General features: G+C 58.5%; 17 protein-coding genes, 1 tRNA gene and 1 pseudogene. 9 read left to right on the top strand and 10 right to left on the bottom strand.

Annotated features, from left to right (window positions below; translation table 11 throughout):
* The first annotated feature begins 427 nt into the window (after positions 1-427).
* The 7 genes and pseudogenes from AC07UI_RS21470 to AC07UI_RS21440 all read left to right on the top strand — a co-directional run bounded on the left by AC07UI_RS21470 (position 428) and on the right by AC07UI_RS21440 (position 4,523).
* Positions 428-1,288: a CAP domain-containing protein gene (locus AC07UI_RS21470; protein ID WP_494994394.1), complete on the top strand. Its 861-nt coding sequence runs from the start codon at positions 428-430 to the stop codon at positions 1,286-1,288.
* Between the two features lie 235 nt (positions 1,289-1,523).
* Complete coding sequence (locus tag AC07UI_RS21465) at positions 1,524-1,739, top strand: tautomerase family protein (RefSeq protein WP_494994393.1); 216 nt, start codon at positions 1,524-1,526, stop codon at positions 1,737-1,739.
* Positions 1,736-2,392 (top strand): DsbA family oxidoreductase, encoded by a 657-nt coding sequence (locus AC07UI_RS21460; RefSeq protein ID WP_494994392.1) that lies wholly within the window; start codon positions 1,736-1,738, stop codon positions 2,390-2,392. Before AC07UI_RS21465 ends, AC07UI_RS21460 begins: the two co-directional genes overlap by 4 nt.
* 41 nt (positions 2,393-2,433) lie before the next feature.
* The gene (locus AC07UI_RS21455; RefSeq protein WP_494994391.1) at positions 2,434-3,144 is read left to right on the top strand and encodes an SDR family NAD(P)-dependent oxidoreductase; all 711 of its coding nucleotides are present in this window, start codon (positions 2,434-2,436) and stop codon (positions 3,142-3,144) included.
* Between the two features lie 59 nt (positions 3,145-3,203).
* The gene (locus AC07UI_RS21450; protein WP_494994390.1) at positions 3,204-4,046 is read left to right on the top strand and encodes an oxidoreductase; all 843 of its coding nucleotides are present in this window, start codon (positions 3,204-3,206) and stop codon (positions 4,044-4,046) included.
* Positions 4,047-4,102: 56 nt separating this feature from the next.
* Positions 4,103-4,249, top strand: a pseudogene (locus AC07UI_RS21445) (transcriptional regulator); the annotation flags it as partial.
* The gene (locus AC07UI_RS21440; RefSeq protein ID WP_494994389.1) at positions 4,239-4,523 is read left to right on the top strand and encodes a helix-turn-helix domain-containing protein; all 285 of its coding nucleotides are present in this window, start codon (positions 4,239-4,241) and stop codon (positions 4,521-4,523) included. The pseudogene AC07UI_RS21445 and the gene AC07UI_RS21440, both read left to right, overlap by 11 nt.
* Positions 4,524-5,010: 487 nt before the next feature.
* On the opposite strand, the gene AC07UI_RS21435 is transcribed toward AC07UI_RS21440, so the two are convergent.
* Positions 5,011-5,301, bottom strand: a complete 291-nt coding sequence (locus AC07UI_RS21435) for a DUF3077 domain-containing protein (protein WP_494994388.1) — start codon at positions 5,299-5,301, stop codon at positions 5,011-5,013.
* Between the two features lie 729 nt (positions 5,302-6,030).
* Between AC07UI_RS21435 and AC07UI_RS21430 the strand changes: the two genes are divergently transcribed.
* Positions 6,031-6,429 (top strand): carboxymuconolactone decarboxylase family protein, encoded by a 399-nt coding sequence (locus AC07UI_RS21430; RefSeq protein WP_494994387.1) that lies wholly within the window; start codon positions 6,031-6,033, stop codon positions 6,427-6,429.
* Complete coding sequence (locus AC07UI_RS21425; protein WP_494994386.1) at positions 6,395-6,751, top strand: hypothetical protein; 357 nt, start codon at positions 6,395-6,397, stop codon at positions 6,749-6,751. The genes AC07UI_RS21430 and AC07UI_RS21425 overlap by 35 nt, the downstream gene beginning before the upstream one ends.
* A 36-nt stretch (positions 6,752-6,787) precedes the next feature.
* Here AC07UI_RS21425 and AC07UI_RS21420 read toward each other — a convergent pair whose 3' ends face one another.
* The 9 genes from AC07UI_RS21420 to AC07UI_RS21380 form a co-directional block, all read right to left on the bottom strand.
* Positions 6,788-7,276: a SixA phosphatase family protein gene (locus AC07UI_RS21420; RefSeq protein ID WP_494994385.1), complete on the bottom strand. Its 489-nt coding sequence runs from the start codon at positions 7,274-7,276 to the stop codon at positions 6,788-6,790.
* 157 nt (positions 7,277-7,433) lie between these two features.
* A complete protein-coding gene (locus AC07UI_RS21415) occupies positions 7,434-7,580 on the bottom strand; it encodes an Abi family protein (RefSeq protein ID WP_494994485.1) in 147 nt (48 codons plus the stop codon).
* Positions 7,581-7,686: 106 nt separating this feature from the next.
* Positions 7,687-9,906 (bottom strand): RNA/DNA-binding domain-containing protein, encoded by a 2,220-nt coding sequence (locus AC07UI_RS21410; RefSeq protein WP_494994384.1) that lies wholly within the window; start codon positions 9,904-9,906, stop codon positions 7,687-7,689.
* A 168-nt stretch (positions 9,907-10,074) separates the two neighbouring features.
* Positions 10,075-10,150: transfer RNA gene (locus AC07UI_RS21405), tRNA-Thr, on the bottom strand.
* A 188-nt stretch (positions 10,151-10,338) separates the two neighbouring features.
* Positions 10,339-10,560: a formate dehydrogenase subunit delta gene (locus AC07UI_RS21400; protein WP_494994383.1), complete on the bottom strand. Its 222-nt coding sequence runs from the start codon at positions 10,558-10,560 to the stop codon at positions 10,339-10,341.
* Positions 10,557-13,445: a formate dehydrogenase subunit alpha gene (gene fdhF / locus AC07UI_RS21395; RefSeq protein ID WP_494994382.1), complete on the bottom strand. Its 2,889-nt coding sequence runs from the start codon at positions 13,443-13,445 to the stop codon at positions 10,557-10,559. Before fdhF ends, AC07UI_RS21400 begins: the two co-directional genes overlap by 4 nt.
* Positions 13,442-15,004 (bottom strand): formate dehydrogenase beta subunit, encoded by a 1,563-nt coding sequence (locus tag AC07UI_RS21390; RefSeq protein WP_494994381.1) that lies wholly within the window; start codon positions 15,002-15,004, stop codon positions 13,442-13,444. Before AC07UI_RS21390 ends, fdhF begins: the two co-directional genes overlap by 4 nt.
* On the bottom strand, positions 15,001-15,477 hold the full coding sequence (locus AC07UI_RS21385) for a formate dehydrogenase subunit gamma (protein WP_494994380.1): 477 nt from the start codon (positions 15,475-15,477) through the stop codon (positions 15,001-15,003). The genes AC07UI_RS21390 and AC07UI_RS21385 overlap by 4 nt, the downstream gene beginning before the upstream one ends.
* Before the next feature lie 614 nt (positions 15,478-16,091).
* A complete protein-coding gene (locus tag AC07UI_RS21380) occupies positions 16,092-16,403 on the bottom strand; it encodes a DUF3077 domain-containing protein (RefSeq protein ID WP_494994379.1) in 312 nt (103 codons plus the stop codon).
* Positions 16,404-16,940 lie beyond the last annotated feature (537 nt).

Raw genomic sequence — 16,940 nt, 5'->3', positions numbered from 1 at the left:
TTTGATTCGGTGGCTGTGCGCTGTTTGGCGCTGACGCTACTGTGTGGAAACACCTCAGGCGAATGGGTGGCAGCTGTGCGCGGGCATAAAAAACGCCTGCAATCGTGTCGTCAACAGCGACATGTTCTCAAGACGTGTCGCAAAAAGTTAAAAGCAGCGACACGTTAATGCCCCACTAGCGACATGAGTTGAAGCCTCTCTTCTGCTTCAAAATGTATACGAAATGACCCCATCCGAAACTGATGTAGTTACTCATCCGCGCCAACAATAAATTTCCCCCCCTTTGCTCGTGAAACTTGTGTTGAGGCCCACAGTCTTAGCCCAGCCTTGGAATCCATTTGCGAGCCAATACAGCGAAGCGCTCTGCGGTCATTCCTCAGCCCACTATCGCCATTACCGCCGTCACCCCATCAGAGCTGCCCGCCTCATGCGCCAGACCGTTCGCTCCTCCCGCGTTTTCTCGCTCTGCCTTATTCCTTTACTCCCCCTGTTCGCCAGTCCCGCCCATGCCGGCGGGGAAAGGCAGCTGGTGGAGGACATCAACGACTACCGCGCCCAGCCGCAGCGCTGCGCGGGGCGCACGGTCCAAGCCTTGACGCCGCTGGCTCTGAAATCGAGCCTGGCCTTGCCGATCGGCTATGGAGGCGTTTCGCGGGAGACGTTGAAGGATTCCGGCTATCAGGCGGTGTCTGTGCGGACTATCCATCTGGTCGGCGCTGAAGATGCCGAGGAGGCCTTTGACATGCTCCAGAGCAGCTACTGTGGGGCCTTGCTCGATACCCAGTTCGCCGATATTGGCGTGTATCGCGACGAGAGTGAATGGCAGGTGGTGCTGGCGCGGCCCTTGCTCGATGGGCATCTGGACGATCCGCGAGCGGCGGGCAAGACGTTGCTGGCACAAGTCAACGCGGCACGGGCGAAACCGCGCCTGTGTGGTCATCAGCGCTTCGCCGCTGCACCGCCGCTGACCTGGAATGCCGCCCTGGGGACAGCGGCGCAGGGGCACAGCCGGGCGATGGCCAACGACAATTACTTCGCGCACCAGGACCCAAACGGTGATATGCCGTGGGACCGAGCGAAGGCCGCCGGCTACGGTGGCCGGCAGATCGGAGAGAACATCGCCGCCGGGCAGAGTTCGCCGGGCAAGGCTATGGAAGGCTGGCTGGCCAGCCCCGGGCATTGCGCCAACCTGATGAACCCGATGTTTACCCAGGTTGGCGCGGCCTATGCCGCGAACTCGAGTAGCGACGAGGGCGTCTATTGGACGATGCTGTTCGGCGCGAAATGAGAAAATGGGGGACACCCGTTAGCCGGTCCTGCGTCAAGATCCAAAGCCTACCCACCCTGCTTTATTAACGGCAGGGTGTTTTCCTCGCTAAACCTGATCGGGTGAACCGGTCGAACTCATTACATCACGTCACTAATGATGTTCCTGCACCCGTCTTTATCCCTCCCAAACAACCTCATACATTGACCTCCACTACCTACCCGTCATATCGAAGGGAGGTCACAGGAGAGTTGTCATGCCTTTCGTCAGCGTACGCATTACTCGCGATGGCGTCACATCGGAGCAGAAAGCTCAGGTGATCGCTGAAATCACTGAAACTCTGGAGCGCGTCCTCCACAAACGCCCGGACCTGACCCACATCGTGATTGAGGAAGTCGACACCGATAACTGGGGCTATGCCGGGATGACCACTACCAAGTACCGCAAACAACTCGCGGAAGGTCAGTCATGACCCAGTCCATCACCATCGATTTCGTCTCCGATGTGGTGTGCCCGTGGTGCGCCTTGGGCGTGACGGCTCTGGAGCAAGCCATCGACAACCTGGCCGGTGAAGTCTCGGTCGCACTGACTTTCAAGCCCTTCGAATTGAACCCGGACATGCCGGCGGTCGGCGAGAACGCGGTCAAGCACTTAATGCGCAAATATGGGCGAAGCGCCGAGGAAGTCGCGGCTGGCAAAGCGATGCAGATCGCCCGTGGTCAAGCCATCGGTTTCGAATTCGATCTGGAGAAACGCAGCCACTTCTACAACACCTTTGATGCTCACCGTCTGCTGTTGTGGGCGTTGCAGGAAGGGCGGCAGGTCGCACTCAAGAAAGGCTTGCTGCGCGCTTATTTCACCGACGGCCAAAACCCAAGCGATCAGGAGACGCTGGTGCGCCTGGCCGCTGAAGCGGGGTTGGATTCGGCCCGTGCGCGTGAGGTGTTGGTGTCCGGAGAGTTTGCCAAGGAGGTACGTGAACTTGAAGAGTTCTACCGCGAACGCGGCATCAATTCGGTCCCGGCCATGATCCTCAACGGTCGTCACCTGGTGTCCGGTTCGCAGTCGGTCGAGTACTACGAACAAATGTTGAGACAAATGGCGAAGGCACCCGCCGAAGCCTGATTGATCACTTTTCAAACCCCAGTATTTAGTAGAGGTTCATCATGAGCAATTCGAAAAAAGTCATTGTTATTACTGGCGCATCCCAAGGTCTCGGCGCAGGTATGGTCAAGGCCTTCCGTGATCTCGATTACCGGGTGGTTGCCACTTCGCGTTCGATCAAACCGTCCACCGACCCGGACATCCTCACCGTGGCGGGCGACATCGGCGACCCGGCGATCGCCGAGCGCGTGATTCGTGAAGCGGTCGCACGTTTTGGCCGTATCGACACCCTGGTCAACAACGCCGGGATCTTCGTCGCCAAGCCGTTCACCAGCTACACCCACGAAGACTACGCCGCTGTGCTGTCGGTGAACCTGAATGGTTTCTTCTACATCACCCAACTCGCCATCACCGAGATGGAAAAACAAGGCAGCGGCCACGTCGTCAACATCACCACCAGTCTGACGGATCACGCCATCGACGGCGTGCCTTCGGTACTGGCGTCGTTGACCAAAGGGGGCCTCAACGCGGCGACCAAATCCCTGGCCATCGAATACGCCAAGCGTGGCATCCGTGTGAACGCGGTCAGCCCCGGCATCATCAAAACTCCGATGCATGGCGAAGAAACCCATGAAGCGCTGGGGAATTTGCACCCGGTCGGGCACATGGGTGAGATCAGCGATATCGCCCAGGCCGTGGTGTATCTGGACTCTGCCGGATTCGTTACTGGCGAAATCCTGCACGTCGATGGCGGTCAGAGCGCCGGTCACTAAGACCTGTGCGCAGCGTCGTCGATCAACATCGACGGCGCTGCGATAGTGGAGCGCGCACCATGAACACTCTGGTACACAAGGTTTTCCTGATCACCGGCGTCAGTTCGGGCTTGGGCCTTGCCTTTTCGCAAGCGGCGCTGGCGGCGGGGCATACGGTGGTTGGCACGGTGCGGCGCGAGGCCGAGCGTAGCGCGTTCGAAGCGCTGCACACCCATCGCGCCAAGGCGTTCGTGCTCGACGTCACCGATTATCCGGCGATCGAGCCGCTGGTGGCCGATATCCTGCGTGATGTGGGGCGGATCGACGTGTTGGTGAACAACGCCGGCTATGGTCATGAGGGCATTCTTGAGGAGTCGCCGCTGACTGACATACAGCGCCAGTTCGACGTCAATGTGTTTGGCGGGGTGGCAATGATCAAAGCAGTACTGCCCGGCATGCGTGAGCGGCGCAGCGGGCATATCGTCAATATCACCTCCATGGCCGGCTTCATCACCTTGCCAGGCATCGCTTACTACTGCGGCAGTAAATTCGCCCTCGAAGGCGTCAGCGAAGCGCTGGCCAAAGAAGTGGAAGTTTTGGGTATCAAGGTGACCGCCATGGCACCTGGCTCGTTTCGTACCGAATGGGCGGGTCGCTCAATGATCCGTTCGGCTCGCACCGTGAGCGACTACGACCCGGTTTTCGATCCGGTCCGCAAGGCGCGTGAAGAGAAGAGTGGCAAGCAGGCCGGCGATCCGCACAAGGCGGCGCAGGCGTTGTTGACCCTGGTCGCCGCTGAAAAGCCACCCGTTCATCTGTTGCTCGGCAAAGATGCGGTGAGGCTGGTGCGCGAAAAAATCGCGGGTCTTCAAGCGAAAATCGATGCTTGGGAACATCTGTCGGGATCGACGGATTTCGACTGATCGAACACGCTGCCGCATGATGATTCAGACGCCGATGGCGGGGATTTCCTCAATCGTGGCGAGGTGGTACACGTGTCATTTACTACAACACGCTTTCTGAAGGCTCTATCTGGTTGCTAATCGCCTATACCAAGGCGAAGTTCGACAATTTACCCGCAGCCTTCCTCAAGCAGCTGAAGGAGGAAATCAGCAATGGACAATGAACTGGAACAGTTCCAAAAGGACTTGCTGGGCTCTGTGCGTCAAATGAAAGCCGGTAAAGGCGCTCGCGTAACGGAAGTGCAGCTGTCCGCTGCTGCCGAAGCGCGGGCCAAAGTAGGCGTATCTCAAAATGCGTTCGCCAAGCTGCTTGGAGTCAGCTTGCGTACGTTGCAGGACTGGGAGCAAGGGCGTCGACAACCTACTGGAGCTGCGCAGACGCTGCTGCGCGTGGCAAGCCAACATCCTGAAGCATTGCGTGACTTACACGCGCTGTGAGATTGGAACAGGGAAGCATTATTGTCAGCTCGCTATAAACCCCATCTATCGGTAGGTGGGGTTGTAACGCACTTACAAATAGATGGTATCGATTTCAGTCTGAAAAAAACCTCGACTTGTTCGTAATGCCGTGGTTAAGGCGACGACGCGATCCGTAGCAGCTGGCGAAGCCTGCGTTCGGCTGCGCAGCAGTCGCAAATCATGCAACCACGGTCAACCTGTAACACCACAGAGCCTGATTTTACGACCGCTACGCAGCCGAACGCAGCCTTCGGCAGCTGCTACGGGAAATATGCGGAGCCAGAAATTCCTTAACTGAACAGCATTGCGACTTGTTCGAGGTTTTTTATGGGACGCAGGATCTGGCGAGCACAAATTTTCCAGCCAATAGAGACAACAAAGGCCTCGCATTTCTGCGAGCCTTTGCATCCGCTGTCAACAGCGAAGCTGCATGCCGTTCAGCGCCAATTCCACTGCGTGGGAACGACTAACTGCCTTTCTTTTGCGCGGGTGCGAGCGGAAGGCTGAGCACCTTCACCACGTCATCGATCACCGCCTTGCTCATCTCCTGCAAATAATGCGACGCCCAGGCATAGCGGTCCGAACCTCGCTCCATCGCCGCATCCTCCGCCAGCATCTTCGCGACATGGAGCAAGTCGGACACGTGGGACAGGGCTTCTCGAATCGGTACGCCGCCGTTGACGCAGAACAGGGCCTGATCCGAATGGATGGAGAAGGGTGTGAGGCCGATGGTTTTTAGGTCTTGTGGGTTGGTCATTGGGCATCTCCGGGGGATGGGAGATAGCGGATGAGGGGGATGCAGATTTCGGACGGATTTATGGTGTGCATGGTGGGGTCTAGCTCCTTGACTTGAGGAACTGCCACGAACCTTCTCACAGGTTTGGGTGGCAGCCGTGCGCGGGGTGAGAAACCGGCAATCAAGGCAACCGGTAGACCCGAAGGTCTCCCACGCACAGCCGCCATAAAACGATATCGCGGGCGAAAAAAAACGCCGCAATAGGTCTTTTGGCGCTTTTGCGCCTTGATTTTCTCGGGTTCTCACACCCGGTCGCTGAATTTGCAACGACGGGGCAAGGTTAGCGTGGTGGTGGGATAGCTGCAACCGCGTGTTGGCCAAAGCGGCAGAAACAGCGGGGAGAGATCAAGGTTTCCTGGAGGAAGCGCGGTTCACCGCTGCTCAAGAACCTTGATCAAGGTTGACTGACTTCCTCAGGGCATGAAGCAGTCACTCGATTTGTGGGGCTTTATCCAAATTAAATCACTACGCCCCGTATGTCTCTGAGCCCCCCGTCAATTTTGATAACTCCAAGTACTTAGTGGTACGTCACTGCGCCAAAAGAATCTAAATCCATCCTGTTGTTTCTACGATGTTTAAGAATTCATTGCTGGAGTCGTCCTGCTGCCGACTCTGGCATGGCTGCCAGCGAACTAAACTACTAGTTGTATCTCTGGAGCAGATACCTCCAGAGAAGCAAGGAGGTGTCAAATGGCCATTCGTGATACTTATCGGGAAATTGAACAGACCCTCGGTCAGGTACCGGAGTGGATTAAACAGATGCCGGAAGGCGGAGCGAGCGGATTTTGGGGCGTGGCCCGGGACTTCTGGCTGGCGGATACCAAGATTCCTAATAAGTACAAGGAGTTGATAGGTCTGGCGGTTTCCGGGGCGACCCGTTGTAAGTATTGCGCCCTGTTCCATACCGAAGCCGCGCGCTTGTTTGGCGCGAGCGACGAGGAAATTTCCGAAGCCAGCTTTATGGGCGCGCTGACCATGATGGGCAGCACCTTTATTAACGCCCAGCAGATCGACTACGAGCAGTTCCGGCAGGAGACGCTGAGTATCGTCCGGTATGTCAAAGATCACTCGCAAGCCAAGGCCGCTTAAGCCGTTGCGCGAACCTGCCCTTCGCCAGCTGACGAAGGATAAGTTGATTGCAATCACCAGCGATGGTCCAAGGACCACCGCTCGGTGGCAAGGGGCTGTGCTGCGAGCCATCGGCGAACTAATGCAATACAGCGATACCGCCCGCGAAGAAAACCAGGACCTGCGCATTCCCTTCGCCAAAGCACTCCATGACCTCTATGCGGGACAGAAGTCCGACGCCGAGTTGACGGAAATGGTGTTGCTGATGCTGGAAGTGGAAACCGCCCCCTTTCTCGGCAAAGGGCCCCAGGCGGGAGCAGCATCTGGGAGCAATGACCTCTGAGAAAACCTCTGAGAAGTGGACTTTTCCAGAATTTCCCTAGGATTTTTTTGGATAGTCGAGCGCCACTTGTGCGGGCTCGATCTCGCCGATTTCTGACCATGACTTGGCTTTGAACCTGAACTCGGCGACGGCGCACGTTGGCATGTCGGTGATCTCGCTGGAGAGCCGCTGCGCGAGTTCGACCAACGCGGGGTTATGACCAAAGATCATCACTGACTTCAGCCGGTCGCCCAGTGTGCGGATGACCTCGAGCAAGTCATTCGCCTCGGCGGTATACAGCCGATCGTCCACGACGATGTCCTTGCGCCGGTAATCGAGCTTCCTGGCGATAATCTGCGCCGTCTCAAGCGCACGCACGGCCGGGCTCGACAGGATCAGATCGGGCCTCAGATCGCGCTTGGCCAAGCGCTCACCGATCTTGGGCGCGTCGCGTCTACCGCGATCGTTCAATGGGCGGTCTTTGTCGGGCTGCGCAGCGTCATCCCAACTCGACTTGGCATGGCGAATGAGAAATAACATTTTCATACCGCCTCCGGTATCTGCGGAAAGTCCGACCAAAGGGGTCGTAGTGATTAATCTAAATTAAATCACCACACGGCCTTATCGGGGCGCTCCCTTTGGTGTGCCGACTCAGAAATATTGACTCGATGGCATGGACTCTGTGCGTCAAATGAAAGGTTCTTCACGGAATCCCGGGAAACACAGAAACAAGAACGCCGATTTGATTGCTGATGGTCGCTCGTATGGCGACTTCGACACGTTCGATGGCATCCATGGATATGCGTCGCAACGAACCATCGAAGCGGTAGATGTCGACGACGGCCTTCAGAAAAAACGGGGACAGACCACGATTAATTTAGCGTCTGCATATTCATTTAAGCCAGGAATTGTGGTCTGTCCCCGAATTACGAATTATCCCGGGTGGGAAAGGTCTGTCAGTCCGTAGAGGGTTCAGCCAGGTCCACAGGACTTGCTCTATAAGCCTGCTTCTCATGGGTGGGTTTGGAAGGGAATGCCAACTGAATTTTTCGGCTTTTAGCCATACCATTCAGGTACTGCTGGCGAAGGGCATCGGGATTGCGCCCTACCAGGCTCGCTAATGCACTCAAGGTCATGAATTGATCCCTGCACAATGTCAGCAAGATCTGTTGCATATGCCCTGCGGGTAGCTTGCGTTTTTGCCTGGGTTCTATCGCCATCTCTTCCAGTTGAGAAAGGAACTGAGGGTCCAATTGCTCCAGCGAGTCGATCAGTGGTGCCTGTAGATGCGAGCTGATAAGGCAACCACGTGCGTCGCGATAACCGTCGGTTTCTGAAATCGTCTCGACTGCTGAAGAACCCGGTTCCGTATTCTCCGTCGAGTCATTTGCATTCCATGGCAAATGTTCGGAGCTCAGTACCAAGTGTTCGGAGGTCGGACTCAAATGTGCGGAGCTCAATGCCATCTGTTCGGAGGTTGGCAGCAAATGTTCGGAGCTCGAAAGCAGGGGAGACGGCTCCTGAAAGACTTGTTCTGGAGTGGGAAGAAGCTCGCCAGGCAGGTGATAGACCATGCCGCGTGAGCGTCCTTCTGAGGCGAGTAGCCCGTCTTTGACCATCCTGGCCAATAGCAATGTCAAATCGCGGGGGTGGGCATCGCATATTTCCAGCAATCGGGTATGGCTAACTACACGTTCAATAGCAGCAGTGGCCAGTACCAACCTGCCAGTGTGGTCCAACGTATCGAATGCCGAACCGAAAAGTGCTCGCAGCTTTTGCACGACCGCCTCGGGAAGCAGGTCGAGCATGCGTAGCTCAAGCAATGTCTGCTCTGGATCAAGCTTTTCGTAGAGCGCAGGTGGTCGCCAATGCTGGCTTTTCCAGCCGCTATAGATCTTCGGAATTCCCGAGCCGGCTCGTTCGCCGAGACCAATGAGGAGAAACATTTGATGCAGGATCCGATTGCGGCAATCGCTTTCGCCGCCACGGGTGACTTGCTCTATAGGCAAACGCAAGCCACCTGGGTTGCGGAAGCCGAACATGTCTGGCCGTTTGACCACAAGTACTGAAAGTCGCCCTGTGTAATCGGCATGGACCAGCGTATTGACTAGTGCTTCTCGAAGAGCAACGTGAATAGGCGTGTCTTCCTGACGTTGTCCATCTTTAAGGGCGAATGGGACCTTGAGGTCAGTGACGAGTTTGCGGTAAACGCGCCGGTAAAAATCAAAGAGATTTCCAGACCATGTGCCATCAGGAACGATGCGATCAACCCAGCGCAGCTCTGTTTTTGCTTCTGGCCGTTCCTGATAGTCGACAAAGTAATGAGGCAGGCTTTCCTGTATGGCAGCCCAATTGCCGAACATTAGCAGGCCGGCTAGAGTCAGCCCGCTATCGCCGCTTTGTCGGTCACGCCGCCATCCCCTCAAGCTTTCCAGAAGGCCAAGGTCATCTTTCTCTAAATAGGGATGAGCCGGCTTCTCTGCTTTGAGTATTTGTCGATAGATTTGCAGGCTCTGCAGATCAATATCGTCGATGCCAAAACCAGGAAGAATGCGTGCATCGCGTTCATCCTCGACTTGTTCGGCGAGCATGCGTCGAACCGACTCATTATCGAGTCGAACATCGCCCTCATTTAGCCTGCGGTAGGTTTTCCCCAAGGGATTGCCGTCAAGGTAAACCGGCTTTTGTTTGCGCGTTGCAGCAGGGATTTGTATCTGCAAAACCGTCTTTCCATCCAGTTCGATGGCGTTGACATGGCTATCGTTCAGCAAGTTGATGCTTACTTTGCCTGGGTCATTAAGGGTACTGAATAGATCCTTGCGGACCTTCTCGATATTCTCGATGCCGGCCACGGAAAACACGCCATCTTTCTCGGCGATACCGAGCATGACGATGCCGCCTTGAGTGTTGGCAAAGGCAGAGTAGGTCGGCCAGAAGTCTTTCGGCAGTTCGCCTTTGCCGTCTCGGCCTTGAGCCAATTTGCATTCAAGCTCAACGGTTTCAGCGAGTTGAGAAAGAATCTCGACTGATGGCAGGTTGCTCATTAGGCGCAGTACCAGAGAAAGAAGAAAGCACGGGTTCGAACAGGCATCGTTTTTCGTAAAGATGAATGGTGAGTCTCGACCACGAATATTTACCTTTTTCCTGATCTGCCGGTAGGCGGTGCGAGCATTCAAAGAAATGCCAGGATAAGGACTTTCTAGTGAGCTGTGGAATATGGCGTAATTTTGGGCTTGGCGACAACCATGGAGATTTGCTGCTCAGATATTGCGCAGAAAGACTCGTATCCCCAGACTTTTTTAAGGCAAAAAAAAAGCCTCGCATTGCTGCGAGGCTTTTTAATATGGTGCCGGCACCAGGAGTCGAACCCGGGACCTACTGATTACAAGTCAGTTGCTCTACCAACTGAGCTATACCGGCGTGTTGGGCGACGATTATAGCGATTGGTTTGGTTCTGTAAACCCCTGAAATCTGACTATTTTTGCGTAGGGTGTGCTGACGCTTTGTGCTTGGGTGTGTGTGGGTTCTCCGCGCCCTCGAATAGTCGACTTTAAAAGCCTCTGGAACGCCCCTTGGCCTGTCTTCACAGGCCAGGGGGTCGTGTGAACCTAAGCCTCCCAGCCCGCCCCACTGACCGCCGCCTGCGCCAGTGGGTGCAAGTCTGCCCCCTGATGCTCCGTCTGCCAGGCCAGCAACTCCTTGCGCATGCCGGGCGTCCAGTACATCTGCAGGTGATTACGCACGCCGAGCACGGCCTGTTGCTGGTCCGGTTCGCCGGCGAAGTACTGGGCGATCTGGTTGGCCATTTTGATCAGGTTGGCGGTGCTCATCGGCGTACCTCGGCTTTTGTTCCGGCGGTGCGTGCCTGGCGGCGTTCGTCGAGCAGGCGTTGTTGATCGTCGCTGAATGCCTGGTAGCGTTTTTGCCACTCGGAAGGGTGGTAGACGCGGCTGACTTCCACGGCGGTGACCTTGTACTCCGGACAGTTGGTGGCCCAGTCGGAGTTGTCGGTGGTGATGACGTTGGCCCCCGATTCAGGGAAGTGGAAGGTGGTGTACACCACGCCCGGGGCTACCCGTTCGCTGACCCGCGCACGCAGTACGGTCTGTCCGGCGCGGCTGCCGATGCCGACCCAGTCACCTTCGTTGATGCCACGGCTCTCGGCGTCGGTCGGGTGGATTTCCAGGCGGTCTTCGTCGTGCCAGGCGACGTTCTCGGTACGCCGGGTCTGGGCGCCGACGTTGTACTGGCTGAGGATGCGTCCGGTGGTCAGCAGAAGGGGATAGCGACTGTTGACCTTTTCCTCGGTGGGCACGTAGCCGGTGAGCATGAAGCGCCCCTTGCCGCGCACGAATTCCTCGATGTGCATGGTCGGCGTGCCGTCCGGTGCTGCGGCGTTGCACGGCCATTGCAGGCTGCCGTGGCGCTCCAGTGAGTCGTAGCTGACGTTGCTGAAGGTTGGCGTCAGGCTGGCGATTTCATCCATGATTTCTGACGGGTGCTGGTAGTTCATGGGGTAACCCAAGGCGTTGGCCAGGGCCACTGTGCCTTCCCAGTCGGCCTTGCCGCCCAGTGGCTCCATGACCTTGCGCACCCGGGAGATGCGCCGCTCGGCGTTGGTGAAGGTGCCGTCTTTTTCCAGGAACGAGCAGCCCGGCAGGAACACATGGGCGAACTTGGCGGTTTCATTGAGGAAAATGTCCTGCACCACAATGCATTCCATGGCCGACAGCGCCGCGGTGACGTGCTGGGTATTGGGGTCGCTCTGGGCGATGTCTTCGCCCTGGCAATACAGGCCCTTGAAGCTGCCGCCCAGGGCTGCCTCGAACATGTTGGGGATGCGCAGGCCCGGGTCGGGTTGCAGGGTGACGTTCCAGGCCTGTTCGAATTGCGTGCGTACCACCTCGTTGGAGATATGTCGGTAGCCGGGCAGCTCGTGGGGAAAGGAGCCCATGTCGCAGGAGCCCTGAACGTTGTTCTGCCCACGCAGCGGGTTCACGCCCACGCCTTCGCGGCCGATGTTGCCGGTGGCCATGGCCAGGTTGGCGATGCCCATGACCGCGGTGCTGCCCTGGCTGTGCTCGGTGACGCCCAGACCGTAGTAGATCGCCGCATTGCCGCCGGTGGCATACAGACGGGCGGCGGCACGGATGTCGGCAGCGGCTACGCCGCAGATGGCGCCAAGGACTTCTGGCGAGTTTTCCGCGCGGCTGACGAACTCGCGCCAGTGGGCGAAATCGCTGTCCTCGCAACGGGCGTCGATAAAGGCCTGGTTGAGCAGGCCTTCGGTGACGATGACGTGGGCCAGGGCGTTGAGCATGGCGACGTTGGTGCCCGGGCGCAGGGCCAGGTGCAGTTCGGCGCGGGCATGCACCGTGTCCACCAGATCAATACGTCGTGGGTCGATGACGATCAGCCGCGCGCCTTCACGCAGGCGGCGTTTGAGCTGGGAGGCAAACACCGGGTGGGCGTCGCTGGGGTTGGCGCCCATTACCAGGATCACGTCGGCCTGCATCACCGAGTCGAAACTCTGGGTGCCGGCGGACTCGCCCAGGGTTTGTTTCAGGCCATAGCCGGTAGGCGAGTGGCAGACCCGCGCACAGGTGTCGACGTTGTTGTTGCCGAAGGCGGCGCGCACCAGCTTTTGCACCAGGTAGGTTTCTTCGTTGGTGCAGCGGCTGGAGGTGATGCCACCAATGGAGTCGCGGCCGTATTTTTGCTGCAGCCGGCGGAATTCGCTGGCGGCGTAGGTCACCGCTTCATCCCAGCTGACTTCCTGCCAAGGGTCGTTGATGTGCTTGCGGATCATCGGCTTGGTGATGCGATCCGGGTGGGTGGCGTAGCCCCAGGCAAAGCGCCCTTTGACGCAGGAGTGGCCGTGGTTGGCCTGGCCGTTCTTGTCTGGAACCATGCGCACCAGCTGGTCGCCTTTCATCTCGGCGCGGAACGAGCAGCCCACGCCGCAATAGGCACAGGTGGTGATCACGCTGCGTTCGGGCTGACCCAGTTCGACCACGCTTTTTTCCATCAGGGTCGCGGTAGGGCAGGCTTGCACACAGGCGCCGCAGGACACGCATTCCGAGTCGAGGAAGTCCTCGCCACCGGCGGCCGCGACCCGGGATTCGAAACCGCGCCCGGTAATGGTCAGGGCAAAGGTGCCCTGGGTTTCTTCGCAGGCACGCACGCAGCGGTTGCAGACGATGCACTTGCTCGGGTCATAGTCGAAGTAGGGGTTGGAGGTGTCCTTCTGGTCGGCCAGATGGTTGTCGCCTTCATAGCCGTAACGCACCTCCCGCAGGCCGACCTGGCCGGCGACGGTTTGCAGCTCGCAGTTGCCGTTGGCCGAGCAGGTCAGGCAGTCCAGCGGGTGATCGGAGATGTACAGCTCCATGACGTTGCGGCGCAGGGTCGCGAGCTTCGGCGTCTGGGTGTGCACGCTCATGCCTTCGCTGACCGGCGTGGTGCAGGACGCCGGGTAGCCGCGCATGCCGTCGATCTCCACCAGGCACATGCGACAGGAGCCGAAGGCTTCCAGGCTGTCGGTGGCGCACAGTTTGGGAATGGTGGTGCCCAGCAGCGCGGCGGCACGCATCACCGAGGTCCCTTCGGGCACACTGATGCTGCGGCCGTCGATGTTCAGGGTGACTTGCACCTCGCTGTTGCGAGCAGGGGTGCCCAGATCGATATCGGTGTTCGGGTCGAAGAGAGTGATCATTGCTCAGCCTCCGAAGGCTGCAGACCGAAGTCGGCGGGGAAGTGCTTGAGGGCGCTGGCTACCGGATAGGAGACCATGCCGCCCAACGCGCACAGCGAACCGTATTGCAGGGTGTCGCACAGGTCCTTGAGGATGATCACCTGCTCATCACGACCGCTCTGGTCAGGCGCGGCCAGCAGGCGGTCGATCACCTCCACGCCCCGGGTCGAGCCGATGCGGCATGGGGTGCATTTGCCACAGGATTCCTCGGCGCAGAACTGCATGGCGAAACGCGCCATGCGGGCCATGTCGAGGCTGTCGTCAGCCACCACTACACCACCGTGACCGAGCATGGCGCCGATGGCGGCGAAGGCTTCGTAATCCAGCGGCGTGTCGAATTGCCCTGGCGGCACCCAGGCGCCGAGAGGGCCGCCAACCTGGGCGGCTTTCAGCGGTCGGCCACTGGCGGTACCGCCGCCGTAGTCTTCCACCAGTTCCCGCAGGGTCAGGCCAAAGGCCCGTTCCACCAGGCCGCCGTGACGAATATTGCCCGCCAGTTGGAAGGGCATGGTGCCCAGCGAGCGGCCCATGCCGTAATCGCGATAGAACTGCGCGCCCTTGGCCAAAATCAGCGGCACCGAGGCCAGGGTCAGCACGTTGTGCACCAGGGTCGGCAGGCCGAACAGGCCCTGCAAGGCCGGGATGGGCGGCTTGGCGCGGACGATCCCGCGCTTGCCTTCGAGCGAGTCGAGCAGCGCGGTTTCCTCACCGCAGATATAAGCGCCGGCACCGACTCGCACTTCCATGTCGAAGGCCTGGCCGCTGCCGCCGACATTGGCGCCGAGGTAACCGGCGGACCGGGCGATCTCCAGCGCCTCGCGCAGGGTGGCCACGGCCTGTGGATATTCCGAGCGCACATAGATGTAGCCGTAGCTGGCCCCGACGGTGATTCCGGCAATGGCCATGCCTTCGATCAGCAGGAAGGGGTCGCCTTCCATCAACATGCGGTCGGCGAAAGTGCCGGAGTCGCCTTCGTCGGCGTTGCACACAATGTATTTCTGCGCAGCCTGAGTGCCGCGCACCGTGCGCCATTTGATCCCGGCCGGGAAGGCCGCGCCGCCACGGCCACGCAGACCTGAATCGAACACGGCGGTCGCAGTCTGCTCGCCGCCCAGGGCGATGGCCCGGGTCAAGCCCTCGAAGCCGCCGTGGGCCCGGTAATCCTCCAGGGACAGCGGCCGGGTAATGCCAGCGCGGGCGAACAGCAGGCGTTGTTGCGTCTTCAGATAAGGCAGCTGCTCCACCAGGCCCAAGGCCAGTGGATGAGCGGACGGCTCGCCTTGCAACGCATCGAGCAGCGACGGCACATCGGCAGCGGTCAGCGGGCCGAAGCCGATACGGCCTTGCGGGCTGTCCACTTCCAGCAGCGGTTCCAGCCAGTACAGGCCGCGAGAGCTGGTGCGTTGCAGGTCCAGCGGCAAATTGCGTTCCCGGGCCTGAGTGGCCAGGGCCACGGCCACCTCATCGGCACCCACGGCACGGGCAAGAGAATCACAGGGCAGATAGAGACTCGGCATCATGCGTCCTCCAGGCAAGCATCGAGCAGGGCATCCAGGCGCTCGGCGCTGAGCCGCGCATGCACCTGACCATCCAGCTCCAGGGCGGGCGAACAGGCGCAGGCGCCGAGGCAATACACCGGGCGCAGACTGATGTTGCCGTCGGCACTGCTGCCGTGGTCGTCCAGTTGCAGGCGTTCACGCAATTGCGCCGCGAGCTGCTCGGCGCCGCGGCTCTGGCAGGACTCGGCCCGGCACAGACGCAGGATATGCCGCGCCGGGGGCGCGGTGCGGAAGTCATGGTAGAAGCTGATCACCCCGCGAACCTCGGCCTGACTCAGGTTGAGGGCATGGGCAATCTCGGGGACGGCGGCATCGGGGATGTAACCGATGCCCTCCTGAATCTCATGAAGGATCGGCAACAGTGCGCCGGGGGAGCCCTTGTGGCGCTCCAGCAGGCTGTTGACCATAGGCAGGTGCAACATCTCATCAGGCATACAGCATTCCTCACGGTCACGGGCAAACCAGGCGGTTGTCGGTTGTCCGAAAGTGTCGGCTGCGGCACTCACACCACGTCACGGTATCGTGGCATTTTCAGGCCGTTGGCCAGGCACCCTGAGCGGGCATCTTGTTGGGCCCGGTGCGATCTTCGCCGCACCTGTTCAGGGCATAACAGGCAGCTTGCCACGCTGCCTTTGATTCATCTGCACCAAAGCGACGTGTTTGGTTCTTTCTGCGACTACCGGTTGAGTCTAGAAGAGTGGAGCCCAAGTGCCTCATCCCTGAAGGGGTGTTATGCCTTTTCGCTTGAAGGTTTATGCACAATGGATTGCCGTTGGGGGGGACGGTTGAGTTCACCGGGAGGATTTGGATGGTGGAGATTTTGAAACGGATTTCTCAGCATTTGCTTTTAGTAATTAAAAGCCCCGAAAACCTCGGGGCTAATCCAAAATTCCAGTCAGCACGCACAACCCCTGTGGGAGCGAGCCTGCTCGCGAAAGCGCCAGGTCAGCCAACATCAATGCTGAATGTACCGCTGCCATCGCAAGCAGTTCGCTCCCACAGGCTTCATTCCTTACCGACTGGCATCAGAACCACAATTTTCCAGCCACTACCCTTCAGACTTCGCCGCCGCCCGCTTAGGTGTCGGTGCTGAAGTACGATCCCGCGTAAGCACCTTCACCGCATCATCAACCACCGCCTTACTCATCGTCGTCAAATAATGCGCGGCCCAGGCGTGGCGGTCGGTGTCTTTGGCGTAGGCAGCATCTTCGGTAAGCGCCTTGGCGAGAAACAGAAAATCAGAAGCCATGGCTAACGCATCGCCGAGGGGGACGCCGTGAGTGACATGGAACAGTGCTTGATCTGAGCAGTAGACGGCGGGTGTTAAGCCGATGGTTTTCAGCTCTGTTTGTTCGGTCATTTGCCACCTCCGATGACGGAGAGGCGGTGGGAGAGAGGGGATGCTGAGGTGTTACTCGATTGGGAATTGCGTTGAGGGTAAAGCCAGGTTTTGTACGGATTTATGCTGCGCATTATCAGACTCCTTGATATGAGGAGCTGCCACGTTCGTTACCACACGAATGGGTGACAGCTGTGCGCAGGGTGGTAAACCGGGAATCAAGGAAACCGGCACCTCCGAAGACGTCCCACGCACAGCCGCCATAACTCAGATTGCAGGCGAAAAAAAAGGTGTACTTGCGTCATGAAGCGCATTGAAACAGGGCAATGCCATCTGTCTGCGGGTTACATATTTGCGCTTCGGGTCATTGCGAATTTACCTCATAATCGCGCTTCTACCGTCGGTAGCTCTGCTTCTCTACTAATCTGTAGTCGCTGCAACCAGACCTTTAATAGCCAAGGAGAAAGGCAATGCCAGATAACTGGAACCAGCGTCAGACGGATGCATCTACCAAGGATGCTCTCGAACGTTTACTGGCCCCATCTGATTTGCCTGCGA

The organism is Pseudomonas sp. GW821-FHT04C07 (genome assembly GCF_059420325.1).
This window is presented reverse-complemented; position numbering and strand designations above follow the sequence as displayed.